This window comes from Comamonadaceae bacterium OTU4NAUVB1 (genome assembly GCA_024372625.1).
GTDB lineage: Bacteria > Pseudomonadota > Gammaproteobacteria > Burkholderiales > Burkholderiaceae_C > Variovorax.
Window position 1 is genome coordinate 375,275 of sequence record CP099605.1, and the last position, 26,086, is coordinate 401,360.

Annotated in this window: 24 protein-coding genes and 1 pseudogene; 23 read left to right on the forward strand and 2 right to left on the reverse strand. The window is 71.3% G+C overall.

Translation table 11 applies throughout. The features are described from left to right. Positions 1–34 precede the first annotated feature (34 nt). The 9 genes from NF681_05150 to NF681_05190 all read left to right on the forward strand — a co-directional run bounded on the left by NF681_05150 (position 35) and on the right by NF681_05190 (position 10,600). Positions 35–1,831 (forward strand): acyl-CoA dehydrogenase C-terminal domain-containing protein, encoded by a 1,797-nt coding sequence (locus NF681_05150; GenBank protein UST54592.1) that lies wholly within the window; start codon positions 35–37, stop codon positions 1,829–1,831. 47 nt (positions 1,832–1,878) lie between these two features. Continuing rightward, a complete protein-coding gene (locus NF681_05155; GenBank protein UST55877.1) occupies positions 1,879–2,298 on the forward strand; it encodes a DUF2147 domain-containing protein in 420 nt (139 codons plus the stop codon). A gap of 47 nt (positions 2,299–2,345) precedes the next feature. Further along, positions 2,346–4,757 carry a 3-hydroxyacyl-CoA dehydrogenase/enoyl-CoA hydratase family protein gene (locus tag NF681_05160; protein ID UST54593.1) on the forward strand — a complete coding sequence of 804 codons (2,412 nt, stop codon included), beginning with the start codon at positions 2,346–2,348 and terminating at the stop codon, positions 4,755–4,757. A 43-nt stretch (positions 4,758–4,800) separates the two neighbouring features. Further along, entirely contained in the window at positions 4,801–5,997 is a 1,197-nt protein-coding gene (locus NF681_05165) for an acetyl-CoA C-acyltransferase (protein ID UST54594.1), read from the forward strand. Between the two features lie 148 nt (positions 5,998–6,145). After that, the gene (locus NF681_05170; GenBank protein ID UST54595.1) at positions 6,146–6,985 is read left to right on the forward strand and encodes a thioesterase family protein; all 840 of its coding nucleotides are present in this window, start codon (positions 6,146–6,148) and stop codon (positions 6,983–6,985) included. Positions 6,986–7,039: 54 nt separating this feature from the next. Next, positions 7,040–7,786 carry an SDR family oxidoreductase gene (locus tag NF681_05175; protein UST54596.1) on the forward strand — a complete coding sequence of 249 codons (747 nt, stop codon included), beginning with the start codon at positions 7,040–7,042 and terminating at the stop codon, positions 7,784–7,786. Positions 7,787–7,819: 33 nt separating this feature from the next. Further along, positions 7,820–8,470: a 2-hydroxychromene-2-carboxylate isomerase gene (locus tag NF681_05180; protein ID UST54597.1), complete on the forward strand. Its 651-nt coding sequence runs from the start codon at positions 7,820–7,822 to the stop codon at positions 8,468–8,470. Between the two features lie 59 nt (positions 8,471–8,529). Beyond that, positions 8,530–9,333, forward strand: a complete 804-nt coding sequence (locus NF681_05185) for an enoyl-CoA hydratase (protein UST54598.1) — start codon at positions 8,530–8,532, stop codon at positions 9,331–9,333. A gap of 172 nt (positions 9,334–9,505) precedes the next feature. Then, complete coding sequence (locus NF681_05190; GenBank protein ID UST55878.1) at positions 9,506–10,600, forward strand: ABC transporter substrate-binding protein; 1,095 nt, start codon at positions 9,506–9,508, stop codon at positions 10,598–10,600. A 7-nt stretch (positions 10,601–10,607) separates the two neighbouring features. Here NF681_05190 and NF681_05195 read toward each other — a convergent pair whose 3' ends face one another. Next, positions 10,608–10,973 (reverse strand): acyl-CoA thioesterase, encoded by a 366-nt coding sequence (locus NF681_05195; protein ID UST55879.1) that lies wholly within the window; start codon positions 10,971–10,973, stop codon positions 10,608–10,610. Between the two features lie 154 nt (positions 10,974–11,127). Here NF681_05195 and NF681_05200 point away from each other — a divergent pair, with 154 nt between their 5' ends. From NF681_05200 to htpX, 14 genes are all read left to right on the forward strand, one after another. Continuing rightward, positions 11,128–13,041: an ABC transporter ATP-binding protein/permease gene (locus tag NF681_05200; protein UST54599.1), complete on the forward strand. Its 1,914-nt coding sequence runs from the start codon at positions 11,128–11,130 to the stop codon at positions 13,039–13,041. A 75-nt stretch (positions 13,042–13,116) separates the two neighbouring features. Continuing rightward, complete coding sequence (locus tag NF681_05205; GenBank protein ID UST54600.1) at positions 13,117–14,061, forward strand: 2-hydroxyacid dehydrogenase; 945 nt, start codon at positions 13,117–13,119, stop codon at positions 14,059–14,061. 19 nt (positions 14,062–14,080) lie between these two features. After that, positions 14,081–15,097 (forward strand): LysR substrate-binding domain-containing protein, encoded by a 1,017-nt coding sequence (locus tag NF681_05210; GenBank protein ID UST54601.1) that lies wholly within the window; start codon positions 14,081–14,083, stop codon positions 15,095–15,097. Positions 15,098–15,366: 269 nt separating this feature from the next. Beyond that, complete coding sequence (locus NF681_05215) at positions 15,367–16,266, forward strand: amino acid ABC transporter substrate-binding protein (protein ID UST54602.1); 900 nt, start codon at positions 15,367–15,369, stop codon at positions 16,264–16,266. Between the two features lie 113 nt (positions 16,267–16,379). Next, positions 16,380–17,108 carry an amino acid ABC transporter permease gene (locus NF681_05220; GenBank protein ID UST54603.1) on the forward strand — a complete coding sequence of 243 codons (729 nt, stop codon included), beginning with the start codon at positions 16,380–16,382 and terminating at the stop codon, positions 17,106–17,108. Between the two features lies 1 nt (position 17,109). Further along, positions 17,110–17,778 carry an amino acid ABC transporter permease gene (locus tag NF681_05225; GenBank protein ID UST54604.1) on the forward strand — a complete coding sequence of 223 codons (669 nt, stop codon included), beginning with the start codon at positions 17,110–17,112 and terminating at the stop codon, positions 17,776–17,778. A 30-nt stretch (positions 17,779–17,808) separates the two neighbouring features. Then, the gene (locus tag NF681_05230; GenBank protein UST54605.1) at positions 17,809–18,546 is read left to right on the forward strand and encodes an amino acid ABC transporter ATP-binding protein; all 738 of its coding nucleotides are present in this window, start codon (positions 17,809–17,811) and stop codon (positions 18,544–18,546) included. Positions 18,547–18,806: 260 nt separating this feature from the next. Then, positions 18,807–19,826, forward strand: a complete 1,020-nt coding sequence (locus NF681_05235) for a tripartite tricarboxylate transporter substrate binding protein (GenBank protein ID UST54606.1) — start codon at positions 18,807–18,809, stop codon at positions 19,824–19,826. A gap of 43 nt (positions 19,827–19,869) precedes the next feature. Beyond that, positions 19,870–20,751 (forward strand): polysaccharide deacetylase family protein, encoded by an 882-nt coding sequence (locus NF681_05240; protein ID UST54607.1) that lies wholly within the window; start codon positions 19,870–19,872, stop codon positions 20,749–20,751. A 51-nt stretch (positions 20,752–20,802) separates the two neighbouring features. Further along, positions 20,803–21,510: a GntR family transcriptional regulator gene (locus NF681_05245; GenBank protein UST54608.1), complete on the forward strand. Its 708-nt coding sequence runs from the start codon at positions 20,803–20,805 to the stop codon at positions 21,508–21,510. Between the two features lie 130 nt (positions 21,511–21,640). After that, positions 21,641–22,705 (forward strand): dihydroorotase, encoded by a 1,065-nt coding sequence (gene pyrC, locus NF681_05250; protein UST54609.1) that lies wholly within the window; start codon positions 21,641–21,643, stop codon positions 22,703–22,705. Further along, positions 22,702–23,700 carry an NYN domain-containing protein gene (locus NF681_05255; GenBank protein UST54610.1) on the forward strand — a complete coding sequence of 333 codons (999 nt, stop codon included), beginning with the start codon at positions 22,702–22,704 and terminating at the stop codon, positions 23,698–23,700. Before pyrC ends, NF681_05255 begins: the two co-directional genes overlap by 4 nt. Next, entirely contained in the window at positions 23,697–24,524 is an 828-nt protein-coding gene (locus tag NF681_05260) for a DUF3025 domain-containing protein (GenBank protein ID UST54611.1), read from the forward strand. Before NF681_05255 ends, NF681_05260 begins: the two co-directional genes overlap by 4 nt. A gap of 79 nt (positions 24,525–24,603) precedes the next feature. Then, positions 24,604–25,479: a protease HtpX gene (gene htpX, locus NF681_05265; GenBank protein UST54612.1), complete on the forward strand. Its 876-nt coding sequence runs from the start codon at positions 24,604–24,606 to the stop codon at positions 25,477–25,479. A 152-nt stretch (positions 25,480–25,631) separates the two neighbouring features. On the opposite strand, the pseudogene NF681_05270 reads toward htpX, so the two are convergent. Then, positions 25,632–25,742 (reverse strand): annotated as a pseudogene (locus NF681_05270) (DNA-binding response regulator). Positions 25,743–26,086: the final 344 nt, after the last annotated feature.

Sequence of the window (26,086 nt, forward strand, 5' to 3'; positions counted from 1 at the left end):
CCGCCTTCTCACGACCTTTCCACGGAGCCTTCCGATGCCTCTCTACACGCCACCCTTGCGCGACATGCAGTTCGTCCTGCACGAAGTCCTCGACGTCGCCGCCGAATTCAAGGCCATGCCGGCCCATGCCGAGACCGACGCCGACACCATCAACGCGGTGCTGGAGGAGGCCGGCCGGTTCGCCGCCGAGGTGGCCTTCCCGCTCAACGCCGTCGGCGACGCCGAGGGTTGCGTGCTCGACCGCGCGACGCACGAGGTGAGGACGCCCCAGGGCTTCAAGGCGGCCTACGCGCAATACGTCGAGGGCGGCTGGGCGGCGCTGTCGTGCGACCCCGCGTACGGCGGCCAGGGCCTGCCGCTGGTGCTCAACCAGTGCCTCTACGAGATGCTCAACAGCGCCAACCAGGCCTGGACGATGTACCCGGGCCTCTCGCACGGCGCCTATGCCGCCCTCGCCACGCACGGCACCGAGGCGCAGAAGAAGACCTACCTGCCCAAGCTGGTCAGCGGCGAATGGACCGGCACCATGTGCCTGACCGAACCCCAGTGCGGCACCGACCTGGGCCTGCTGCGCACCCGCGCCGAGCCCCAGCCCGACGGCACCCATCGCCTGACCGGCAACAAGATCTTCATCTCCGCCGGCGAGCACGACATGGCCGCCAACATCGTCCACCTGGTGCTGGCCCGCCTGCCGGACGCGCCGCGCGGCAGCAAGGGCATCAGCCTGTTCGCCGTGCCCAAGTTCCACGTGAACGAGGACGGCTCGCTCGGCGCGCGCAACCCGATCCACTGCGGCGGGCTGGAGCACAAGATGGGGATCCACGGCAACGCGACGGCGCAGATCGTGATGGAGGGCGCCACCGGCACCCTGGTCGGCGAGCCCAACAAGGGCCTGCAGGCCATGTTCGTGATGATGAACGCGGCGCGCCTGGGCGTGGGCAACCAGTCGCTGGGCCTGACCGAGGTGGCCTACCAGAACGCCCTGGCCTATGCGAAGGACCGGCTGCAGATGCGCGCGCTCTCCGGCGTCAAGGCGCGGGAGAAGGAGGCCGATCCGATCATCGTGCACCCCGACGTGCGGCGCATGCTGCTGACCGCCAAGGCCTACGCCGAGGGCGGGCGCGCCCTGCAGATCTTCTGCACGCTGCTGCTGGACAAGGAGCATCACCACCCCGACGAGCGCGTCCGCAAGGACAGCGGCGAGCTCGTCGCGCTGCTCACGCCGATCGTCAAGGCCTTCATCACCGACAACGGCCACGTCGCGACCAACGCCTGCCTGCAGGTCTTCGGCGGCCACGGCTACATCCGCGAATGGGGCATGGAGCAGTTCGCCCGCGACAACCGCATCAACATGATCTACGAGGGCACCAACGCCATCCAGGCGCTCGACCTGCTGGGCCGCAAGATCCTGGGCAACAACGGCGCGACGCTGAAGAAGTTCGGCAAGCTGGTGGGCCGGCTGGTGGAGGAGGAAGGCGTGAACGAGTCGATGGCCGAGTTCATCAACCCGATCGCCGCGCTGGGCGACCAGCTGGTGAAGTTCACCACCGAGATCGGCTTCAAGGGCTCGCAGAACGCCGACGAGGTCGGCGCCGCGGCGGTCGACTACCTGCGCGTGGCGGGCCACTTCGTCTTCGGCTACCTGTTCGCCCGCATGGCGCAGGTCGCGCTGCGCGAGATCGAGGCCGGCAGCACCGACGCGTTCTACGTCGCCAAGCTGCAGACGGCGCGCTTCTATTTCGCCCGCCTGTTCCCGGAGACCGCGACGCTGATGCGCACCGCGCGCGCCGGCACCCGCTCGCTGATGGACACCGACGAGGCCCTGGCGTGAGGGCACCGGCGACGCCGGCGCGCCGCCCCGGCTGGCGCCACGCGGCGCTGGCCGCGGCGCTCGCTTCCACGGGCGCCGCGGCCCTCGCGCAGGCGACGCCGGTCGGTCTGTGGCACAGCGTGGACGATAGGACCGGCGAGGTGAAGGGCGAGATCCGCATCGTCGAGCAGGGCGGCGCGCTCAGCGGAAGGCTGCAGCGTTCGCTCAAGAAGGACACCGCCGCCGACGCGGTCTGCGAGGCCTGCACCGACGACCGCAAGGGCCGCCCGATCGCCGGGCTGGAGATCGTGCGCGGCGGCCGCAAGGTCGCCCAACAGGACGTCTGGGAAGACGGCCGCATCCTCGACCCTGAGAACGGCAAGGAATACCGCGCCCGCTTCCCCCCCCTCGACGGTGGCCGCCGGCTGGAGGTGCGCGGCTACCTCGGTCCGTTCTGGCGCACGCAGACCTGGACGCGCCAGGAATGACGCCCGCCACACCAACCCCCTCGTCTCCCTCATCCCCCCGATCCGCCATGTCCAGATTTCAAGTGAAGAAGGTCGCCGTGCTCGGCGCCGGCGTGATGGGCGCGCAGATCGCCGCCCACCTCGTGAACGTGCGCGTGCCGGTGGTGCTGTTCGACCTCGCGGCCACGGAAGGCCCCAGGAACGGCATCGTCGTCCGCGCCGTCGAGGCGCTGAAGAAGCAGAAGCCCGCGCCGCTCGGCGACATCGCCGACGCTGCGCTGATCGAGGTCGCCAACTACGACGACGACATCGACCGCCTGGGCGAGTGCGACCTCGTCATCGAGGCCATCGCCGAGCGCATGGACTGGAAGCGCGACCTCTACCGCCGCATCGCGCCGCACGTCGCGCCGCACGCGCTGCTGGCCTCCAACACCTCCGGCCTGTCGGTGACGACACTGAGCGAGGCGCTGCCCGAGGCCCTGCGCCCGCGCTTCTGCGGCATCCACTTCTTCAACCCGCCGCGCTACATGTTCCTGGTCGAGCTGATCGACACGCCGGCCACCGGCGCCGACGTGCTCGACCGCGTCGAGGCGTTCGTCACCACCACGCTCGGCAAGGGCGTGGTGCGCGCGCACGACACGCCGAACTTCATCGCCAACCGCGTGGGCATCGCCGGCCTGCTGGCGACGCTGAAGGAGGCCGAGAAATACGGCCTCACGCCCGACGTGGTCGACGACCTGACCGGCAGGAAGCTCGGCCGCGCCTCCTCCGGCACCTTCCGCACGGCCGACGTGGTGGGCCTGGACACCCTGGCCCACGTCATGCGGACGCTGCAGGACCAGCTCGACGAGGCGAGCGACCCGTTCCACGCGAGCTTCGGCACGCCGCCGGTGCTCGCGACCCTGCTGGAGCGCGGCTTCCTCGGCCAGAAGACCCAAGGCGGTTTCTACAAGAAAGTCGGACGCGACATCCTGCGCTTCGACCCGGCGGCCGAGCGCGGCCAGGGCGGTTACGTGCCCGCCGGCGCCAAGGCCGACGAGGTCTACGCCCGCATGCTGAAGAAGCCGGCCGCCGAGCGCCTGCGCCTGCTGCGCGAGGCCAGGGGGCCGCAGGGGCGCTTCCTGTGGGCCATCCTGCGCGACGGCTTCCACTACGCCGCCGTGCACCTGGCGGCCATCGCCGAGAGCGCGCGCGACGTCGACTTCGCCCTGCGCTGGGGCTTCGGCATGACGCAGGGACCGTTCGAGCTCTGGCAGGAGGCGGGCTGGGCGCAGGTCGCGCGCTGGGTGCAGGCGGACATCGACGCCGGGGAGGCGCTGAGCCGCGCGCCGCTGCCGGCCTGGGTGTTCGAGGGCCCCGTGGCCGAGGCCGGCGGCGTCCACACGCCCGAGGGCTCGTGGAGCGCCGCCGAGCAACGCTTCGTGCCGCGCCGCCGCCTGCCGGTGCACGCGCGCCAGTTGTTCCCCGAGCGCGTGCTGGGCGCCGCCGCGCCCACGGCCGCCGGGTCCGGCACCACGATCAGCGAGGACGGCGACGTGCGCGTCTGGACGCTCGACGGCGAGGTGCTCATCGCCAGCATCACGTCGAAGATGCACGCCATCGGTCCCGACGTGGCCGAGGCGCTGGGCGCCGCCGTCGAGCGGGCCGAGGCCGAGTACCAGGGCCTGGTCATCTGGTCGCCGGACGACGTGTTCTCGGTCGGCGCCGACCTGCAGGCGATGCTGCCGGCCTTCGTGGTGGCCGGCATCGGCGCGGTCGAGGGCGCCGAGGAGGAACTGCAGCAGCTGATGCTGCGCATCCGCTACGCCGCCGTGCCCGTGGTGTCGGCCGTGCGCGGGCTGGCGCTGGGCGGCGGCTGCGAGCTGGCCGTGCATTCGGCGCGGCGCGTGGCGGCCATGGAGAGCTACATGGGGCTGGTGGAGGTCGGCGTCGGGCTGGTGCCGGGCGCCGGCGGCCTGACCTACATCGCCCGCCGCGCGGCCGAGAACGCGGCGGCATCGACCGGCACCGACCTGCTGCCTTTCCTCACCGAAGGCTTCACCGCCGCGGCGATGGCCAAGGTCGGCACCGGCGCGCTCGATTCGAGGCGGCTGGGCTACCTGATCGAGGGCGACGTCGTCGTCGCCCACAAGGACGAACTGCTGCACGTCGCGCTGCAGCAGGTGCGCTCGATGGCCGACGCCGGCTGGCGCGCGCCGCCGCGCCGCCGCTTCCGCGTCGCCGGACGCAGCGGCGCGGCCACCATCCGCGGCCAGCTGGTCAACCTGCGCGACGGCGGTTTCGCCAGCGCGCACGACTTCCACATCGCCGGGCTGATCGCCCACGTGGTGACCGGCGGCGACGTCGACGCCGGCTCGCTGGTCACCGAGGAGTACCTCATGGCGCTGGAGCGCGAGGCGTTCTGCTCGCTCATCGTCCACCCCAAGACGCAGGCGCGGATCATGGGAATGCTGGGGACGGGCAAGCCGGTGCGCAATTGAATCAGCCTCGGGCGCAAGCCGGACACACACCAGGAGCATCCGCATGAAACAGATCCACGACGCCTACGTCGTCGCCGCCACGCGCACGCCGATCGGCAAGTCGCACCGCGGTTTCTTCCGCAACACCCGCCCGGACGACCTGCTCGCCGCCACGCTGCGCGCCGCGCTGGCGGCGGTGCCGTCGCTCGATCCGGCGGCCATCGAGGACATCGTCTGCGGCTGCGCGATCCCCGAGGCCCAGCAGGGCCTCAACGTCGCCCGCATCGCCGCGGTGCTCGCCGGGCTGCCGGCGAGCGTGGGTGGCATCACCGTCAACCGCTTCTGCGCCTCGGGCCTGTCGGCGGTGCAGATGGCGGCCGACCGCATCCGCGTGGGCGAGGCCGACGTGATGATCGCCGCCGGCGTCGAGAGCATGAGCCTGGTGCCGATGATGGGCAACTCGCCCTCGCTCTCGCCGGCGATCTTCGAGCGCGAGGGCGACGTCGGCATCGCCTACGGCATGGGCCTGACGGCCGAGAAGGTCGCGCGGCAGTGGAAGGTCTCGCGCGAGGACCAGGACGCCTTCGCGCTGGCCTCGCACCAGAAGGCGCTGGCGGCGCAGCGCGCGGGCGAGTTCGCCGACGAGATCACGCCGGTCGAGGTGACCGACCGCGTGCCCGACCTGGCGCGCGGCACGTCGGTCGCCACCACGCGCACCGTCGACCTCGACGAGGGCGCGCGTCCCGACACCAGCGTCGAAGGGCTGGCGCGCCTGCGCGCCGTGTTCGCCGCGCGCGGCACGGTCACGGCCGGCAACAGCTCGCAGACCTCCGACGGCGCCGGCGCGCTGATCCTGGCGAGCGAGGCGGCCCTGAAGCGCTTCGGCCTGACGCCGCTTGCGCGCTTCGCCAGCTTCGCCAGCCGGGGCGTGCCGCCGGAAGTCATGGGGATCGGTCCGGTCGAGGCCATTCCCGCCGCGCTGCGCCATGCCGGCCTGACGCACCAGGACATCGACTGGATCGAGCTGAACGAGGCCTTCGCGGCGCAGTCGCTGGCCGTGATCCGCACGCTGGGCCTCGATCCGGCGAAGGTCAATCCGATGGGCGGCGCGATCGCGCTCGGGCACCCGCTGGGGGCGACCGGGGCTATCCGTTCCGCGACAGTGGTTCATGCCCTGCGGCGCAAGAATCTGAAGCACGGCATGGTCACGATGTGCGTGGGCATGGGGCAGGGCGCCGCCGCCGTGTTCGAACGGGTCTGACGGCCCGGGCTGCGTCCTCGCGCATCGGGTGTCGTTTCGCCGACCCCCTTCCCAGGGGGCCCTGCCGGTGGCCCGGAGACGCCGGTTCCGTGGCCTTGCCGGCAGCGCGGCACCTGCGAACGATCTTGTTGACTCGAGGAGACGAACCATGACGCAGCAGCAACCGCACCCGTTCGACCGCGCCCTGGCGCTCGACCACAGCGACCTCCGGGCCGGCCTTTTCGCGGGCACGACCAGCCCGGACTACTGGAACATGATCGGCCCGTTCGGCGGCACGACGGCGGCGGTGGCGCTGCAGGCGGTGCTGCGGCATCCCGACCTGCTGGGCGCGCCGATCGCGCTGACGGTGAACTACGCCGCCGCGATCGAGGCCGGCGCCTTCGACGTGCAGGCCACGCCGGCGCGCACCAACCGCTCGACCCAGCACTGGACGGTGCAGATCACGCAGGCCGGCGCGAGCGGCGCGCCGCAGGTCACCACCACGGCGACGGTCGTGACGGCGGTGCGGCGCGAGACCTGGGGCGCGACCGACCTGGCCATGCCCGCAGCGCCCGCGCCGCAGGCCGTCGAGCGCGTCACGCTCGGCCCGGCCGGTGTCGCGTGGATCGGCCAGTACGAGATGCGCCCGGTCGGCGGCGGCATCCCGGCGCGCTGGGACGGCGGCGGCGACCACAGCGAGACGCTGCTGTGGGTGCGCGACGCGCTGCCGCGTCCGCTCGACTTCCCGGCGCTGGCCGCGATGAGCGACCTGTTCTATCCGCGCGTCTGGCTGCGCCGCGCGACGCGGGTGCCGGCGGGCACGGTGTCCATCACCACCTACTTCCATGCCGGCGCGGCCGAACTCGCCGAGGTCGGCACCGGCCACCTGCTCGGGCGCGCCGTCGGCCAGCAGTTCAGGAACGGTTTCTTCGATCAGGCCGCGCAGCTCTGGAGCGAGGCCGGCACGCTGCTGGCCACCAGCAACCAGATCGTCTACTTCAAGGAATAGGGCGTGGCCGGCCGCGCCCGGCCGCCATCGCCACGCCCCAGGAGCCCCGTCGACATGGACCCGACCCCGAACCCCCCTCGCGCCCCGGCGGTGCTCGTCGTCGGCGCCGGCGACGCCACCGGCGGCGCCATCGCCCGGCGCTTCGCGCGCGAGGGCCTGGCGGCCTGCGTGGTGCGGCGCAACCTGGAACGGCTGCGACCGCTGGTCGAGCGCATCGAGGCCGAGGGCGGCACCGCGCATGCCTTCGGCTGCGACGCGCGCCGCGAGGACGAGGTGGTGGCGCTGGTCGAGCGCATCGAATCGACCATCGGTCCGATCGAGGCGATGGTCTTCAACATCGGCGCCAACGTGCCCGAGAGCATCTTCGACGAGACGGCGCGCAAGTACTTCAAGGTCTGGGAGATGGCCTGCCTGGCCGGCTTCCTGAGCGCGCGCGAGGTGGCGCGGCGCATGGTGGCGCGCGGACGCGGCACGATCGTCTTCACGGGCGCGACGGCGTCGTTGCGCGGCTCGGCGAACTTCGCGGCCTTCTCGGGCGCCAAGATGGCGCTGCGGGCGCTGGCCCAGTCGATGGCGCGCGAACTCGGGTCGCGCGGCCTGCACGTGGCCCATGTCGTGATCGACGGCGCCATCGACACCGACTTCATCCGCGAGCGCTTCCCGGCGCGCTACGCGCTCAAGGCGCAGGACGGCATCCTCGATCCCGACCACATCGCCGACGCCTACTGGATGCTGCATGCGCAGCCGCGCGACGCCTGGACGCACGAGCTCGACCTGCGGCCCTGGTCCGAGAAGTTCTGAACACGACCCCGACGCGACGCGAAGGAAACCCCCATGACCACGACCGAGATCACGACCGACACCGCGACGGATACCGCGACCGACACCGGGACGCGGAAGACCGTCGAGTTCTATTTCGACGTCGGCAGCCCCGCCGCCTACCTCGCCTGGACGCAGCTGCCGCGCCTGTGCGCGGAGGCGGGCGCCGCGCTGGTGTGGAAGCCGATGCTGCTGGGCGGGCTGTTCCAGGCCATCGGCAACCGCTCGCCGGCGGAGATCCCGGGCAAGGGCGCCTACCTGATGCGCGACCTCGCGCGCCACGCGGCGCGCCTGGGCGTGCCGTGGGTGCGCAATCCGCATTTCCCGATCCACACGCTGCTGCTCATGCGCGGCGCCACCGGCTTCCTGATGCACGATCCCGCGCGCCACGACGCCTACCTCGCCGCCGTGATGCATGCCATGTGGGTCGCGCCGCGCGACCTCGGCGATCCCGCCGAGGTGGCCGACGTGCTCCAATCGGCCGGCTTCGACGCCGCCGCCGTGCTGGCCCTGGCGACGCGGCCCGATGTCAAGGCGCGGCTCAAGGCCGTGACCGAGGAGGCGGCGGCGCGCGGCGTGTTCGGCGCGCCGACGATGTTCGTCGGCGACGCGATGTTCTGGGGCCAGGACCGGCTGGACTTCGTGCGCGAAGCCCTGGCCGCCTGATCCCCGCTTCGACCTTCCTTCCCGTCCGTCACCTCCACAGTCCGAAAGCGACGCCCTCCATGAGCGACATCCTCGTCCACGCCGAAGCCGGCGTGATGACCCTGACCCTCAACCGGGTCGACAAGAAGAATTCCCTGACCACCGCCATGTACGCCGCGCTGGCCGATGCGCTCGAAGGCGCGGCGGACGACGCGGCCGTGCGCGTGGTGCTGATCCAGGGCGACCCGGCGATCTTCAGTGCCGGCAACGACATCGGCGATTTCCTGCGCGCGTCGGCCGGGCGCGAGAGCGGCGACGACCAGGCGCCGGACGCGCCGGTGTCCATGGACGAGCCCGTCTTCCGCTTCCTGCGCGCGCTCGCCTGCTTCCCCAAGCCCGTCGTGGCCGCGGTCTGCGGGCCGGCGGTGGGCATCGGCACCACGATGCTGCTGCACTGCGACCTGGTCTACGCCGGCGACAACGCCGCCTTCTCGATGCCCTTCGTCAACCTCGGGCTGTGTCCCGAGGCCGGTTCGAGCCTGCTGGTGCCGCAGATGTTCGGTCATCACCGCGCCGCCGAGGCCCTGCTGCTGGGCGATCCGTTCCAGGCCGAGGCGGCCCTGGAGGTCGGCCTGGTCAACCGCGTCGTCCCGCCGATGGAGGCCAACGCGATCGCCCAGACCCAGGCCCGGCGCCTGGCCGCCAAGCCGGTCGCGGCCCTGATCGAGACCAAGCGCCTGCTGAAGAAGGCCGATCGGGCGGTGGTGCTCGAGCGCATCGAGGAGGAGGCGCTCAGCTTCCGCCGCATGATGCGGGCGCCCGCCGCGCGCGAGGCCTTCGCGGCGTTCATGGAGAAGCGCAAGCCGGATTTCTCCGGACTGTGAGCGCCGGGCCCGGACGGCCCGGGGCCGGAGCGCCCGTAGACTCCGGCCCGTGAAAATCACCGACGCCTCCTCGCTCGCTTCCTCCAGCGCCTTCGCCGTTTCCGCCACCGCGACGACGGGCCGCCGCCGCGCGCTGGCACTGCTCGCCGGCGGCGCGCTGGCCGCGCCGGCCATGGTGCGCGCGGCGCCGCCCGCCGGGCCGCTGCGCATCGGCGTCATCGCCTCCTGGTCGGGCGCGTACGCCGACTACGGCCGGCAGTTCGATGCCGGCATGGCCGTGTGGCTGGACGCCCACGGCGGGCGCATCGCCGGCCGCCCGGTGGAACTGCTGCGCCGCGACGTGCCCGGCAGCGCGCCCGACCTGGCACGGCGCCACGCGCAGGAGCTGGTCGTGCGCGAGCGCGTCGAACTGCTCACCGGCCTGGACTTCAGCCCCAACGCCTTCGCCGTCGGCGCCATCGCGGCTCAGGCCAAGGTGCCGGCGGTCGTCATGAACGCCGCGGCTTCGGACCTGACGGCGCGCTCGCCGTTCCTGGTGCGGGTCTCGTTCACGGTGGCGCAGGTGTCGGCGCCGATGGCGCGGTGGGCGCTGCGCGAGCGCATCGCCAGCGTCTGCACGCTGGTGGCCGACTACGCCTCGGGCGCCGACGCGGAGGCCGCCTTCGCGGGCGCCTTCGCCGCCGGTGGCGGACAGGTCGTGGCGAGCCTGCGCGTGCCGCTCGCCACGCTGGATTTCTCGGCCTACCTTCAGCGCGTGCGCGACCTGAAGCCGCAGGCGGTCTTCTTCTTCCTGCCGTCGGGCCAGCTTCCCACCGCGTTCCTGCGCGCCTGGAAGGAGCGTGGCATGGCCGAGTCCGGCATCCGGCTGCTGGCCACCGGCGAAGCCACCGACGACAACTACCTCGACGGCATCGGCGGCCTGGCCGCCGGACTCGTCACCAGCCACCACTATTCGTACGCCCACGACTCGCAGGCCAACCGGCGCTTCGTCCAGGGCTTCGAGGCGCGCTACGGATCGCGCCTGCGGCCGGGCTATTTCGCCGTCGCCGCGCACGACGCGCTGGCCGCCATCGACGCGGCCTTCGCCCGGGCCGGCGGCGCGGCGCGCGGCGAGGCGCTGGTCGAGGGCTTCAGGGGCCTGCGGCTGGAGAGCCCGCGCGGCCCGATCGCCATCGATGCCGCCACGCGCGACATCGTGCAGACGGTCTACATCCGCCGCACGGAGAAGCGCGCGAGCGACGGGCGCTGGGTGAACGTGGAGATCTGACCCGACGTCAGTCGCGCGGGATGGGGCGGGGACGGCCGTGGTCGTCGATGGCGACGTAGGTGAAGGTGGCCTCGGTGACCTTGACGTAGGCGCCCTGGGCCACGGCGCGTTCGGCGAAGACCTCCACGCTCACCGTGATGGAGGTGCGCCCGATGCGCAGCAGCTTCGAATAGAACGACAGGATGTCGCCCAGGCGCACGGGCTGCTTGAAGACGAACTCGTTGACGGCCACCGTCGCCATGCGGCCCCGGGCATGGCGCACGGGGATGACCGAGGCGGCCATGTCGCAGTGCGCCATGACCCAGCCGCCGAAGATGTCGCCGTTGACGTTGCAGTCCTTGGGCATCGGGATCACCTTGAGGACCAGTTCCATGTCCAGCGGCAGGCTCCGCAGCGTGGCGTCGCGGCCGGTGGCGGGAACGGCCGCGGCGTCGGCGGACGGCGGGGTCATCGGGGCGGGGGAGGGGGGCGGCAGGGTGGACATGGGCACAATCCGGAGCAAACAACACCCACGATTGTCCCCCTCCATGCGCCGCAGCGGCGAGGCGCCTTCGGCCGCCTCCTCTTCCCCCCACCCGTCCTCCTCCCACCCCCATCACGCCGGCGGCATCGAGCCCGCGCGCGCCGACCGCTCCGACGTGGCGACGCTGCGCCGGCTGCTGCCCTACCTGTGGCCCTACAAGTGGCGCGTGGCGGCGGCGCTGGCGTTCATGATCGGCGCCAAGGTCGCCAACGTGAGCGTGCCGGTGCTGCTCAAGCACCTGGTGGACGCCATGACGCCCCGGCCCGACATGGCGCAGGCCCTGCTGGTGGTGCCGATCGGCCTGCTGGTGGCCTACGGGCTGCTGCGCTTCTCGACCTCGCTGTTCGGCGAGTTGCGCGAGCTGGTCTTCGCCAAGGCGACCGAGGGCGCGTCGCGGCGCATCTCGCTGGAGGTGTTCGAGCACCTGCACGCCCTGAGCCTGCGCTTCCACCTGGAGCGCCAGACCGGCGGCATGACGCGCGACATCGAGCGCGGCACGCGCGGCGTGCATTCGCTGATCTCGATGTCGCTCTACAGCATCGTGCCCACGCTGATCGAGCTGGTGCTGGTGCTGACCATCCTGGGGGTGAAGTTCGACGTCCTGTTCGTCGTCATCACCGGCATCGCGCTGCTGCTCTACATCGGCTTCACCGTCACGGTGACCGAGTGGCGCACGCAGTTCAGGAAGACCATGAACGAGCTCGACTCGGTCGCGCAGAGCCGCGCGGTCGACTCGCTGCTGAACTACGAGACCGTCAAGTACTTCAACAATGAGGCCTTCGAGGCCGGCCGCTACGACGCCAGCCTCGACCGCTACCGCAAGGCCGCCATCAAGAGCCAGCGCACGCTGTCCATGCTCAACACCGGCCAGCAGATGCTCATCGCCGTGAGCCTGGTGCTGATGCTCTGGCGCGCGACCTCCGGCGTGGTGGAGGGCCGCATGACGCTGGGCGACCTGGTGATGGTCAACGCCTTCATGATCCAGCTCTACATCCCGCTGAACTTCCTCGGCGTGATCTATCGCGAGATCAAGCAGAGCCTGACCGACCTCGACAAGATGTTCGTCCTGCTGGAGAAGGACCGCGAGGTGCGCGACGCCCCCGGCGCGCAGCCCCTGTCGCTGCCGCCCCTGAGCGCGACGGCGCCCGCGGGGGAGGACCGTGGCCGCGCCGTCGACGCCACCGTCCGCTTCGAGGACGTCAGCTTCGCCTACGACCCCGCCCGCCCCATCCTGAAGCACGTGAGCTTCGAGATCCCGGCGGGCCGGACGGTCGCCGTGGTCGGCCCGTCGGGTTCGGGCAAGTCGACCCTGGCGCGGCTGCTCTACCGCTTCTACGACGTGCAGGCAGGCCGCATCACCATCGGCGGCCAGGACATCCGGGGGGTCACGCAGGCCAGCGTGCGCGCGGCCATCGGCATCGTGCCGCAGGACACGGTGCTGTTCAACGACACGGTCGAATACAACATCGCCTACGGCCGGCCCGGCGCCTCGCACGACGAGGTGGTGGCCGCCGCGCAGGCCGCGCGCATCCACGACTTCATCGCCGCCACGCCGGGGGGCTACGCGACGACGGTGGGCGAGCGCGGGCTCAAGCTCTCGGGCGGCGAGAAGCAGCGCGTGGCCATCGCGCGCACGCTGCTGAAGGACCCGCCGATCGTGATCTTCGACGAGGCCACCTCGGCGCTCGACTCGGCCAACGAGCGCGCCATCCAGGCCGAACTCAAGCGCGCCGCGCAGGACAAGACCACGCTGGTGATCGCGCACCGCCTGTCCACCGTGGTGGATGCCCACGAGATCCTGGTGCTGGAGGCCGGCGTGGTCGTCGAGCGCGGCACGCACGCGCAGCTGCTGGCCAGGCAGGCACGCTACGCCCAGATGTGGAACCTGCAGCAGGTCGAGGCCGGCCAGGCCCCCTGAGCGTGCCGGTCGCCCCGCCACCGAATCCATCCAACTCATCCATTCATTCATTCATCGCGAGGAGCCAAGGAGCGCATGACGACGACGAAGATCCCGATGCTGAGCCTCATCAGCCTGGCCGACGACCACCGCGCCTGGATCGAGGCGCAACACGACCTGACCTACGAACCCGACCCCGCGCGCCGCGGCGAGGCCGTCGCGGCCCATGCCGCGCGGGGCCGCATCGTGCTGACCAACGGCGCCACCGGCCTCACGGCCGGTGAGATCGCCGCGCTGCCCGCGCTCGAACTCGTCTGCACCCTGGGGGCGGGCTACGAGAACGTCGCGATGGACGCGGCGCGCGCGCGCGGCATCGTCGTGGCCACCGGCGCGGGCACCAACGAGGACTGCGTCGCCGACCATGCGCTGGGCCTGCTGATCGCCGCCGTGCGCGGCATCGGGCGGCTCGACGCGCAGTGCCGCGCCGGCGTCTGGCGCGACCACATCCCGCTGCCGCCACAGCTCTCGGGCCGCCGGCTGGGCATCCTGGGCCTGGGCGCCATCGGCCACAAGATCGCCCGCCGCGCCGCCGCCTTCGACCTGGCGATCGGCTATCACAACCGCCGTCCGGTGCCCGACGTTGCGCATCGCCATTTCGACCGCCTCGTGGCGCTCGCCGAGTGGGCCGACTTCCTGGTCGTCGCCACGCCGGGCGGCGCGGGCACGAAACACCTGGTGGACGCCACCGTGATCGAGGCGCTCGGCCCGCAGGGCGTGCTGGTGAACATCGCGCGCGGCAGCGTGGTCGACACGGCCGCGCTGGCCGCCGCGCTGCGCGCGGGCCGGCTCGCCGGCGCCGGCCTCGACGTCTACGAGAGCGAGCCGCGTCCGCCGGAGGCGCTGCTCGGCATGGACAACGTGATCCTCACGCCCCACATCGCGGGCTGGTCGCCCGAGGCGATGGGGGCGTCGGTGCGGCGCGTGCTGGCCAACGCCGAGGGCCATTTCTCGGGGCGCGGCGCGGTGTCGGCGGTGGGCTGAGGTCCGGATAATCCGCGCCATGGAAACCAAGTGGCTCGAGGATTTCGTCAGCCTGGCCGAGACGCGCAGCTTCAGCCGCTCGGCGCAGTTGCGCCACGTCACCCAGCCGGCGTTCTCGCGGCGCATCCAGGCGCTGGAGGGCTGGGCCGGCACCGACCTGGTCGACCGCAGCTCCTACCCGACGCGGCTGACGCCGGCCGGCCAGACGCTCTACAGCCAGGCCATCGAGATGCTGCAGGGCCTGCAGAGCACGCGCGCCATGCTGCGCGGGCACTCGGCCACCTCGCACGACGTCATCGAGTTCGCGGTGCCGCACACGCTGGCGCTGAACTTCTTCCCGGCCTGGGTCAGCACCCTGCGCGAGCACTTCGGGCCGATGCGCAGCCGCCTGCTGGCACTCAACGTGCACGACGCCATGCTGCGCCTGATCGAGGGCGGCTGCGACCTGCTGATCGCCTACCAGCACCCGTCGCAGCCGCTGCAGCTCGACGCCGGGCGCTACGAGACGGTGCGCCTGGGCAGCGAGGTCGTGGCGCCCTGGGTCAGGCCCGATGCCGGCGGCGCCCCGCGCTACCGCCTGCCGGGCCGCCCCGGCCAGCCCCTGCCCTACCTGGGCTACGCGCCCGGGGCCTACCTCGGCGGCGTGGTCGACCAGCTCATCAAGGACTCGGAGGTTGCGATCCACCTCGACCGCGTCTACGAGACCGACATGTCCGAAGGCCTGAAGGCGATGGCGCTGGAGGGCCACGGCATCGCCTTCCTGCCGCAGAACGCGGTGCGCAAGGAGGTCCGCCAGCGCCTGCTGGTGAGCGCGCTGCCGCCGGAGATCGGCCACCTGGAGGCGACGATGGAGATCCGTGCCTACCGGGCGCGGCCCATCGCCGCGACCCCGAAACCGTCGCGCGCGGGCGGCCGTGGCGGCGACATGCAGATCGCGCATGAGGGCGGCGGCATCATGCCGATGTCGCATGGCAGTCGCGCCGTCGACACACTCTGGGCCCATCTGCTGGCCACGCAGCCCGCCGCGACGCCCTGAGGCAGCCCGATCACCGTCGCCGGCGACGGCCGCGAGACGGAATGCCTGTCGCGGGCACAAAGACTGCTTAGCATGAAAAGACAATGCAGCGACTGCGCCGTGCACCCACAAGGCGCACGGCGATGTCGGATCGGGGGGCGTCGGCGTGCACTTCGTGCACCAAGGCGGCGCACGGACGGCCTTTTCGCGGGCTTTCGCGGGTAATCCCTTGGATTCCGATGTCTAGAATTCCGCTGCATGTCCGTCTCACCCACTCAGGAGTTTTCCGTATGAAGAAGCAATTCATGGCGATCGCCATCACCGCGCTGGCCGCGGGCGGCGCATTCGCACAGGCCAACGACACGCTGGCCAAGATCAAGGCGTCGGGTGTGATCACCGAAGGCGTGCGCGAATCCTCCGGCCTGTCCTACACGCTGGGCAACGGCCAGTACACCGGCTTCCACTACGACATCTGCGCCAACATCATCAAGGACCTGGAGAAGGCCGTCGGCAAGAAGCTCGAGACCAAGTACCAGCCCGTGACCTCGCAGAACCGCGTGCCCCTGGTGCAGAACGGCACCGTCGACCTCGAATGCGGCTCGACCACCAACAACGCCACGCGCGCCAAGGACGTGTCCTTCGCCGTCACGACCTACGTCGAGGAAGTGCGCATCGCCGTCAAGGCCAACTCCGGCATCACCGGCATCAAGGACCTCAACGGCAAGACCGTCGCCACCACCACCGGCACGACCTCGGTGCAGACGCTGCGCAAGAACGAGCGCGCCGGCGGCATCGATTTCAAGGAGCTCTACGGCAAGGACCACTCCGACAGCTTCCTGCTGCTCGAATCCGGTCGCGCCGACGCCTTCGTGATGGACGGCTCCATCCTGGCGTCGAACATCGCCAAGTCCAAGTCCCCGGCCGACTACAAGCTGGTGGGCGAGGTGCTCAGCGTCGAGCCCATCGCGATCATGCTGCGCAAGGACGATCCGGCCTTCAAGAAGGCCGTGGACGACAGCATCAAGGCCCAGATCAAGAGCGGCGAACTCGCCAAGCTCTGGGACAAGTGGTTCATCCAGGCCATCCCGCCGGCCAACGTGAAGATCGGCCTGCCCCTGTCGGACGCCACCAAGAGCGCCTGGGCGAATCCGAACGACAAGCCGATGGAAGACTACGCCGCGAAGAAGTGATCCGCGCGCCGATGCATTGACGCCAACGCCCGCCACCCCCGGCGGGCGTTTGCTTTGCGCCGGCGCCGCCCCGACGACGAACGACAACAACGACGACGCGAAGGAGTATCCCGATGGGATCGAACTGGGATTGGCAGGTCTACTTGCAGGACCCGGGCGGGAAATACCCGACCTACTGGGAATGGATGCTCTCGGCCTGGGGCTGGACGGTGTCGGTCGCGCTGCTCGCGCTGATCGTCGCCCTGGTGCTGGGCTCGCTGGTGGGCATCATCCGCACGCTGCCCGACAGCCCGTGGCTGGTGCGCCTGGGCAACGCCTGGGTGGAGCTGTTCCGCAACATCCCGCTGCTGGTGCAGATCTTCCTGTGGTACCACGTCATCCCGGCGGTGCTGCCGTTCATGAAGGACGTGCCCAGCATGGTGCTGGTGGTCCTGGCACTGGGCTTCTTCACGTCGGCGCGGATCGCCGAGCAGGTGCGCTCGGGCATCCAGGCGCTGCCCAAGGGCCAGCGCTACGCGGGCATGGCGGTGGGCTTCACCACGCCGCAGTACTACCGCTACGTCATCCTGCCGATGGCCTACCGCATCATCATTCCGCCGCTGACCAGCGAGACGATGAACATCTTCAAGAACTCCTCGGTCGCCTTCGCCGTGTCGGTGCCCGAACTCACGATGTTCTTCATCCAGTCGAGCGAGGAGACCTCGCGGCCCATCGAGATGTTCCTGGGCGTCACCGCGCTCTACGTGATCTCGGCCTTCACGATCAACCGGCTCATGGCCTTCATCGAGAAGCGCGCGCGCATCCCGGGCTTCATCGTCTCGGCCTCGGGCGGGGGCCACTGACATGACGAACCTCGACTTTTCGTTCTACAACTGGGACGTCATCAGCAAGTTCGTGCTGAACGGGCTGTACTTCAGCGTCATCCTGACCATCGTCGCGACCCTCGGCGGCATCCTCTTCGGCACCCTGCTCGCGCTCATGCGCCTGTCGGGCAAGAAGTGGCTGGACGTGCCGGCCGCCATCTACGTCAACGGCATGCGCAGCGTGCCCCTGGTGATGGTGATCCTGGGTTTCTTCCTGCTGGTGCCCTTCGCCATCGGACGGCCCATCGGCGCCGAGGGCTCGGCGGTGATCACCTTCATCGCCTTCGAGGCGGCGTACTTCAGCGAGATCATGCGCGCGGGCATCCAGTCGATCCCGCGCGGCCAGGTCAACGCCGGCCTGGCCGTGGGCATGACCTACGGCCAGAACATGAAGCTGGTGGTGCTGCCCCAGGCGTTCCGCAACATGCTGCCGGTGCTGCTCACGCAGACCATCATCCTGTTCCAGGACACCTCGCTGGTCTACGCCATCGGCGCCTACGACCTGCTCAAGGGCATCGAGACGGCCGGCAAGAACTACGGCCGCCCGATCGAGGCCTACCTGCTCGCGGCGGTCGTCTACTTCGTCATGTGCTACGTGCTGTCGTACTTCGTCAAGCGCCTGCACAAGCGCATCGCCATCATCCGGTGACCGGCACCCCCAGACAGGAGTTTCAACAAAATGATCGAAATCAAGAACGTTTCCAAGTGGTATGGCCCGGTGCAGGTGCTCAACGAGTGCTCGGTGAGCATCGCCAAGGGCGACGTGGTCGTGGTGTGCGGGCCCTCGGGCTCGGGCAAGTCCACGCTGATCAAGACGGTGAACGCGCTCGAACCCTTCCAGAAGGGCGAGATCACGGTCAACGGCACCGCGCTGCACGATCCCAAGACCAACCTGCCCAAGCTGCGCTCCAAGGTCGGCATGGTGTTCCAGCACTTCGAGCTGTTCCCGCACCTGTCGGTGACGGAGAACCTGACCATCGCGCAGATCAAGGTGCTCGGGCGCAAGCCCGACGAGGCGAAGACGCGCGGGCTGAAGATGCTCGACCGCGTCGGCCTGATGGCGCACAAGGACAAGTTCCCCGGCCAGCTCTCCGGCGGCCAGCAGCAGCGCGTGGCCATCGCCCGGGCGCTGTCGATGGACCCGATCGTCATGCTGTTCGACGAGCCCACCTCCGCGCTCGACCCCGAGATGGTGGGCGAGGTGCTCGACGTCATGGTGAGCCTGGCCAAGGAAGGCATGACCATGATGTGCGTGACCCACGAGATGGGATTCGCGCGCAAGGTGGCCAGCCGCGTGATCTTCATCGACGTCGGCGGGCGCATCCTGGAGGACTGCTCCAAGGACGAGTTCTTCAGCCATCCCGAGAACCGCCAGCCGCGCACCAAGGAATTCCTGAACAAGATCCTGCAGCACTGAGGCGCGCTTCCGGGCGCAGGCCCTCGGGTGTCGCCGCCATCGGCGCGACCCGTCCATGTGCCACCGAAAGGCCCCGCGACGCGGGGCCTTTTTCTTTGCCGTTGCCGTTTCGTCGGAATCCGAATTGCACTGGCACGCATCATGCGATCGGTCTTGATTGTGCACAATCCAATAGCGGGTGTGCACATCGATGGCGCATCACGGTTCGTTTCCGGGCATCGCGCCGTTCTCCCCTCTGGTCCGTCCCCAAGGAGCGCCGCGTGATCGCATTCACTTCCCTTGCCCTGTCCTCCGGCCGCCGTGCCGCCTTCGCTTCCCTCGTGTCCCTCGTCGTCCTGGCCGCGGGCGCCGGCCCGGCCCTGGCGCAGGACGCCGCCGCCTGGCCCGACCGGCCGGTGCGCATCGTCGTGCCCTTCCCGCCGGGCGGGGCCGCCGACATCTACGCGCGCATGGTCGCCCAGAAGCTGTCGGATGCCTGGGGGCAGCGCCAGCCGGTGGTGATCGACAACAGGGCCGGCGCGGGCGGCGTGATCGGGACCGACGTGGCGGCCAAGGCACCAGCCGACGGCAGCACGCTGCTCATGGTCACCATCGGCCATGCGGTCAATCCCTCGATGTACGCCCGGCTGCCCTACGACAGCCGGGCCGATCTGGTGCCCGTCGGCGTGGTGGCGCAGGTGCCCAGCGTCGTCGTGGCGAGTCCGTCGCTCAAGGGCAAGACCCTGGCGGAGGTGCTCGCGATGACGCGCGCGCAGCCCGAGTCGCTGCAGTACGCGTCGTCGGGCGTGGGCACCACCAGCCACGTGGGCGCGGCCCTGATCGAGTCGATGGCGGGCGTGCGCATGATCCACGTGCCCTACAAGGGCGCGGCCCCGGCGCTGCAGGACGTGATGGGCGACCGCGTCGCGCTGTCGGTGGACATCATCACCTCGTCGCTCCCGCTGGTGCGGAGCGGCAAGCTGGTGCCGCTGGCCGTCACGGGCGGCCGGCGCTCGCCGAAGCTGCCGGACGTGCCGACCGTGGCCGAGGCGGGCGTGCCGGGCTACGAGTTCGTGTCCTGGTACATGCTGCTCGCGCCCGCGAAGACGCCCCGGCCGGTGCTCGAGAAACTCAACGCCGAGCTGCGCCGCATGGTGGCCCAGCCGGACTTCAAGGCCCGGGTCGAAGACACCGGCGGCGAGGTGGCGAGCCTGACGCTCGAGCAGTCGAGCGACTACCTCGACGCCGAGTTCGCGCGCTGGACCCGGGTGGTCAGGGAACGCGGCATCAAGGCCGACTGAGCCGGCCGCATCCAGGCACCCGACGACGACAAGGAGACGAGACATGCGTGATTTCGAAGGCTACGGGCGCGCGCTGCCCGCCGTGCGCTGGCCCGGCGACGCCCGGCTGGCCGTGTCGTTCGTGCTGAACTTCGAGGAGGGCGCCGAGTTCTCGGTGGCCGACGGCGACGCCCGCAACGAGGGCGTGTACGAGGTGATCGATCCACGCCCCGGCTGGGACCCGTGCATCGACAGCCACTTCGAATACGGCACCCGCACCGCCTGGTGGCGCATCGCCGACACGTTCGAGCGCCACCGCGCGCCGTTCACGCTCAGCAGTTGCGGCCGTGCCGTCGAGCGCAGTCCCTGGCTGGCGCGCGACGCCATCGCGCGCGGGCACGAAGTGTCGGCCCACGGCCACCGCTGGCAGAGCCATGCCGGCATGGGCCGGGAGGAGGAGGCCGGCGTCATCGACGCGGCGATCCGCGCCATCACCGAGGCGACCGGCCAGCGCCCCGTCGGCTGGCACACGCGTTCGGCCTGCACGCCGCACACCCGCGCGCTGCTCGTGGAACGCGGCTTCCTCTACGACAGCGACGCCTACAACGACGACACGCCGTATTTCGTGGCGGTCGACGGCCGGCCGCACCTCGTGCTGCCCTATGCGTTCGACACCAACGACATGCAGTTCCAGCACACGCAGCGCTTCGACACGGCGGCGAGCTTCGCCGAATACGTCGGCGACGCGGCCGACTGGCTGGCCGAGGAGGGGCGCACGGCACCGCGCATGCTGTCGGTCGGCCTGCACCTGCGCATGATCGGCCGCCCGGCGCGCATGAAGGCGCTGGAGGCGATCCTGGGGCACCTGCGCGCGCGCGGCGACGTCTGGATCGCCACGCGCGCGCAGATCGCGCGCCACTGGCTGGTCGCCCACGCGCCCGGCTGAGGCCCTCGGCCCTGGCGGCCGGCCGCGCGGGGCGTGCACTACATTGCGGGCATGAATCCGCAGGAAGCGTCCATCCACCGCGTGCTCTCCCAGACCCTGCTGGCGGGGCGGCTCGCCCCGGGCACCCGGCTGGTGGAAACGCGCCTGGCGGCGGTGTTCGGCGTGACGCGCGAGCGCGTGCGCAAGGTGCTGCACCGGCTGGGCCACGAGCGCCTGCTGGAGATCGTGCCGAACCGCGGCTGTTTCGTCTCCAGCCCCACGCTCGCCCAGGCGCGCGAGATCTACGACGCGCGGCGCATCGTCGAGGGCGGCATCGTCGGCTGGCTGGCCGGACGCATCTCGGCGTCCCAGCTCGAGGCGCTGCGCGCGCACGCGGCGCGCGAGCACGCGGCGCTCCACGCCGGGGACCGGGCCGCGTCGATCCGCCTGTCGGGCGAATTCCACCAGCTCCTCGCCAGCTTCACCGACAGCCCGTTCGTGGTGCGCCAGCTGCACGAACTCGTCAGCCGCACCGCCATGCTGGTCGCGTTCTTCGAGCCCGCCGCCGCGTCCGAGTGCGCCTGCGAGGAGCACGAGGACATCCTCCGGGCCCTGGCCCGGGGCGACGCGGCGCGCGCGGTCAAGGCGATGCACGTGCACCTGTCGCTCATCGAGACGCGGCTGCGACCGCGCGCGGGCGAGGGCGTCGCGACCGACGCCGACACGGAGGCCGAGATCGCCCGCGCCTGGGCGCGGGCCGGGCGCATCGAGACGGTCTGAGCGTCCTTCCGGATCGATCGGACACGGGCCGGCAGCTTCCAGCCGATCCTCGACCTGGCGCCCGAGCGCGTCGCGGCGTCGGAGCGTCCCCGGCGCGGCCGCCGCGCGGGCGCGATGGGACAATCCCCGCATGACCCGTCCCGCCGCGCCCACCCCTCCCGCATCGCCCGCCACCCTCACCCTCACCCGCCCCGACGACTGGCACCTCCACGTGCGCGACGGCGCCGCGCTGCAGGCCGTCGTGCCGCACTCCGCGGCCCAGGTCGGCCGGGCGCTGATCATGCCCAACCTGCGCCCGCCGGTCACGACCGCGCGGCAGGCCCTGGACTATCGGCAGCGCATCCTCGAGGCCGTGCCCGCCGGCCTGGCCTTCGATCCGGTGATGTCGCTCTACCTCACCGACCGCACGCCGCCCGAGGAGATCGCGCGCGCCGCCGAGGCCGGGGTGCGCGCCCTCAAGCTCTATCCGGCCGGCGCCACCACCAACAGCGACGCCGGCGTGACCGACCTGCGCCTCGCCTACCCGACGCTGGAGGCCATGCAGAAGCACGGCCTGCTGTTCCTGGTGCACGGCGAGGTCACCGACCCGGCGGTCGACCTGTTCGACCGCGAGGCCGTCTTCATCGACCGCGTGCTGATCCCGCTGCGGCGCGACTTCCCGGAGCTGAAGATCGTCTTCGAGCACCTGACGACGAAGGAGGGCGCCCAGTACGTGCGCGCGGCCGACCGCTTCACCGCCGCCACCGTCACCGCGCACCACCTGCTCTACAACCGCAACGCCATCTTCACCGGCGGCATCCGCCCGCACTACTACTGCCTGCCGGTGCTCAAGCGCGAGACGCATCGCCTGGCGCTGGTCGAGGCCGTCACCAGCGGCAGCGACCGCTTCTTCTTCGGCACCGACAGCGCGCCGCACGCCGCGCACCTCAAGGAGCACGCGCTGGGCTGCGCCGGCTGCTACACCGCGCTGACCGCGCTCGAGCTCTATGCCGAGGCCTTCGACGACGCCGGCGCGCTCGACCGGCTGGAAGGCTTCGCCAGCTTCCACGGCGCCGACTTCTACGGCCTGCCGCGCAACACCGACACCGTCACGCTGCGCCGCGAGACCTGGACCGTGCCCGAGACCGTGCCCTACGGCGACGCCACGCTCAAGCCACTGCGCGGCGGCGAGACGCTGAAGTGGAAGCTCGCGTGAGCACCGCCGCCGCCGTCGGGAACGACCCCCTGAACAACGACCGCGTCATGCTGCTGATCGACGCGGACAACGTCTCGGGCGACATCATCGAGCAGGCCGTGCACCAGGTGCTGGCCGAGCACGGCGCGCTGCACGTGCGCCGCGCCTACTGCACCGCCGAGGCGGCGCTCAAGCACCAGATGCTGTTCAAGCGGCTGGGCGTGCGGCCGATGGTCAACCTCGCCGCCGGCAAGAACAGCACCGACATCGCGCTGGCGGTCGACGCCATGGACCTGGTGGTCGCCGAGCGGCCACGCGTGGTCTACCTGGTGTCGTCCGATTCGGACTTCGCGCCGCTGGTGATCCGGCTGCGCGAGAAGGGCTGCCGCGTCTGCGGCATCGGCCAGCAGGGCAAGACGGGCGAGGAGACCGTCGCCGCCTACGACGCCTTCACCGACCTGCGCCATCGCGGTGACGGCACGTCCGCCACGCGCGCCGCCACCGCCCGGCAGGCCGGACCCGCGCCCGCGTCCAGGACCTCGCGCGCGGCTGCGGCGGCGTCAGCGGCGTCGAAGCGCGCACCGGCATCGGCCACTTCGAAGCCCGCGTCGGCCGCCTCCCGCGCCCCGGCCGACACCGCCGCCGACCCGGCGTCGCCGCCTTCGCCGGCGCCGGCGCCGGCACCCGGGACGGCCGTGCCGTCGCCATCGCCGGCCACGTCGCCGATGCGCAAGACGGCGGCCCGCAAGACCCGTGGCGTCAAGGCGTCGACGCCCCCGGTCGACCCCGCCGCGGCGGCCGCGGCCGAGGCCGCCGGCTTCATCCTCGAGGCCGCGCCCAGCCTGCGCGGCGGCGCCGAGGTGGCGCTCAACGACATCGCCCAGGCCCTGCGCACGGCCGGGCTGCTGGGCCGGAACGCGAGTTCGGTGAAGCTGTTCGAGAAATTGCCCAGCGAGTTCATCGTCTTCCACCACCCGGACCGCATCCGCTGGATCGGCGCCGCGAAGGCGCGTTGAACGCTCCGTCCGTCGACTGGGACGCGCCGTGGCTCGCGCCCTACCGCGCGGTCGGCGAACCGGTGCTGCGCGCCGTGGCCGTGGCCGGCGGCATCGCGCAGGCGCTGAACGCCGGCGGACCGCGAGCGCCGGCATCGCCGCCGGGCACGCCGGCGCCCGTGCGCTTCGTTCCCCAGGCGCATCTGCCGCCCGGCGAGTCCTACGAGCGGTTCATCTTCGAGACCGGCACGGTCCCCACGCGCGACAACCCGCACGACCTCTTCAACGGCCTGGTCTGGCTGGCGCGTCCGCAGGCCAAGCGGCGGCTCAACGAACTGCAGGCGGCGGAGATCGCGCGCTCGGGCATCGGCGCCACGCGCGGGCCGCTGCGCGACGCGCTCACGCTGTTCGACGAGAACGGCGCCGTGCTCGATGCGCCGCCGGCGCTGTGGCGCGCGCTCGTGGCGCGTGACTGGCAGGGCCTGTTCGTCACCCGTCGCCATCTCTGGCGCGAGGCGCGGCTGCAGCTGTTCGGCCACGCGCTGCTCGAGAAGCTGGTGACGCCGCGCAAGTCCATCACCGCCCACGTGCTGCTGACCGCGTCCGGTTCGCAGCGGCTGACCGGCGACGACGCCGCGCTGGCCACCGCCCTCGACCCGGCGCACCTGCGCGCCAAGCCCTTCGCGCCCTTGCCGGTGCTGGGTGTGCCCTTGTGGTGGGCAGGGAATAGCGAAACCGGCTTCTATGATGACGCCGACGTTTTCCGTCCCGCGCGGCGCCCCATACCCACGACAACACCAGGCGACGCACCCCCGGACGGCCGGCGGCGTCCCCCTGCGGCTTGAAGCGCGCGACCCGGCCCCCAACTGGATGGCATTGCCGGGCCGGTGCCCGTGTCGTCGTTCCTCCCACGGAGAAATCAACTTGAAACGCATCCTTCTGTTCGTCCTGACCAACGTCATGGTGGTCGCCGTGCTGGGCGTGGTCGCCAGCCTGCTGGGCGTCAACCGCTTCCTCACGGCCAACGGGTTGAACCTGACGTCGCTGCTGGGCTTCGCCCTCGTGATGGGCTTCGGCGGCGCGATCATCTCGCTGCTGATCAGCAAGCCCATGGCCAAGTGGACCGCCGGCCTGCGCATGATCGACAACCCGCAGAACGCCGACGAGGCGTGGATCGTCCAGACCGTGCGCAACTTCGCCGACAAGGCCGGCATCGGCATGCCCGAGGTCGCGATCTTCGAGGGCGAGCCCAATGCCTTCGCCACGGGCGCGTTCAAGAACTCCTCGCTGGTGGCGGTGTCCACCGGCCTGCTGCAGGGCATGACGCGCGAGGAGGTCGAGGCCGTCATCGGCCACGAGGTGGCCCACATCGCCAACGGCGACATGGTCACCATGACGCTCATCCAGGGCGTGATGAACACCTTCGTCGTGTTCCTCTCGCGTGTCATCGGCTACGCGGTGGACAGCTTCCTGCGCCGTGGCGACGACCGCAGTTCGGGCCCCGGCATCGGCTACTACGTGAGCACCATCGTGCTGGACATCGTGCTGGGCTTCGCCGCCGCGATGGTGGTGGCCTGGTTCTCGCGCCACCGCGAGTTCCGCGCCGACGCCGGCGCCGCGCAGCTCATGGGCCGCAAGCAGCCCATGATGAACGCCCTGGCCCGCCTGGGCGGCCTGCCCGCCGGCGAACTGCCCAAGGCGGTCGAGACGATGGGCATCACCGGCTCGATCGGCAAGCTCTTCTCGACCCACCCGCCGATCGAGGAGCGCATCGCGGCGCTGCAGAACGCGCAGGGTTGAGACCCCGGGCATCGGCGGCCGCGTGCCGCCGATCTCGCGGGATGCGGATGGAGGAAGCGCCCCGGTCGGGGCGCTTTTTTCTTGCGCGGACGGCACCTGGCGCCGGTGCGGCGATCCGGCCTGCCGGCACCCGCACGCGAATCACAGGCTCTGGAACCGATGGCCGTCGCGCGGACCCCCACCACCCAGTGCACCTGCCAGAAGACGTCGGCGTCGAGCCGTGGCAGCAGTTGCCTGAGCGGCGTGCGGACCAGGTGCTCGTGCGTCGCGGCCGTTCCGCGGCGCGAAGCGCGGAGCGCCCGGCCCGTTCGCTCGCCCCGACGAAAAATGCCCCGCTCGCGCGGGGCATCTTCGATTCGGAGGGCCGACGGGTCGCCGGCACGGGCCGCGAGTCGCCCGCGCACGGGCGACGCGGCGATGCCGCTCAGTCCGCCGGCTTCGGCGCCACGGACGGCGCAGGTTCCACCGCGTCCTGCGGCTCGACGTCGGCGTTGGCTCCGCCATCGCCATCGCCCTCGGCTTCGACTTCAGCGCCGTCGAGGGGCGCAGAAGGCTCGCCGTGCTCGTCCGGATCACCGTGGGTGTCCGATCCGCCCTCGTCCGATCC

Coding starts and splice junctions, on each gene's coding strand:
- NF681_05150 (UST54592.1), top strand. CDS start 35: ATGCCTCTCTACACGCCACCCTTGCGCGACATGCAGTTCGTCCTGCAC.
- NF681_05160 (UST54593.1), top strand. CDS start 2,346: ATGTCCAGATTTCAAGTGAAGAAGGTCGCCGTGCTCGGCGCCGGCGTG.
- NF681_05165 (UST54594.1), top strand. CDS start 4,801: ATGAAACAGATCCACGACGCCTACGTCGTCGCCGCCACGCGCACGCCG.
- NF681_05170 (UST54595.1), top strand. CDS start 6,146: ATGACGCAGCAGCAACCGCACCCGTTCGACCGCGCCCTGGCGCTCGAC.
- NF681_05175 (UST54596.1), top strand. CDS start 7,040: ATGGACCCGACCCCGAACCCCCCTCGCGCCCCGGCGGTGCTCGTCGTC.
- NF681_05180 (UST54597.1), top strand. CDS start 7,820: ATGACCACGACCGAGATCACGACCGACACCGCGACGGATACCGCGACC.
- NF681_05185 (UST54598.1), top strand. CDS start 8,530: ATGAGCGACATCCTCGTCCACGCCGAAGCCGGCGTGATGACCCTGACC.
- NF681_05190 (UST55878.1), top strand. CDS start 9,506: ATGGTGCGCGCGGCGCCGCCCGCCGGGCCGCTGCGCATCGGCGTCATC.
- NF681_05195 (UST55879.1), bottom strand. CDS start 10,973: ATGGAACTGGTCCTCAAGGTGATCCCGATGCCCAAGGACTGCAACGTC.
- NF681_05200 (UST54599.1), top strand. CDS start 11,128: ATGCGCCGCAGCGGCGAGGCGCCTTCGGCCGCCTCCTCTTCCCCCCAC.
- NF681_05205 (UST54600.1), top strand. CDS start 13,117: ATGACGACGACGAAGATCCCGATGCTGAGCCTCATCAGCCTGGCCGAC.
- NF681_05210 (UST54601.1), top strand. CDS start 14,081: ATGGAAACCAAGTGGCTCGAGGATTTCGTCAGCCTGGCCGAGACGCGC.
- NF681_05215 (UST54602.1), top strand. CDS start 15,367: ATGAAGAAGCAATTCATGGCGATCGCCATCACCGCGCTGGCCGCGGGC.
- NF681_05220 (UST54603.1), top strand. CDS start 16,380: ATGGGATCGAACTGGGATTGGCAGGTCTACTTGCAGGACCCGGGCGGG.
- NF681_05225 (UST54604.1), top strand. CDS start 17,110: ATGACGAACCTCGACTTTTCGTTCTACAACTGGGACGTCATCAGCAAG.
- NF681_05230 (UST54605.1), top strand. CDS start 17,809: ATGATCGAAATCAAGAACGTTTCCAAGTGGTATGGCCCGGTGCAGGTG.
- NF681_05240 (UST54607.1), top strand. CDS start 19,870: ATGCGTGATTTCGAAGGCTACGGGCGCGCGCTGCCCGCCGTGCGCTGG.
- NF681_05245 (UST54608.1), top strand. CDS start 20,803: ATGAATCCGCAGGAAGCGTCCATCCACCGCGTGCTCTCCCAGACCCTG.
- pyrC (UST54609.1), top strand. CDS start 21,641: ATGACCCGTCCCGCCGCGCCCACCCCTCCCGCATCGCCCGCCACCCTC.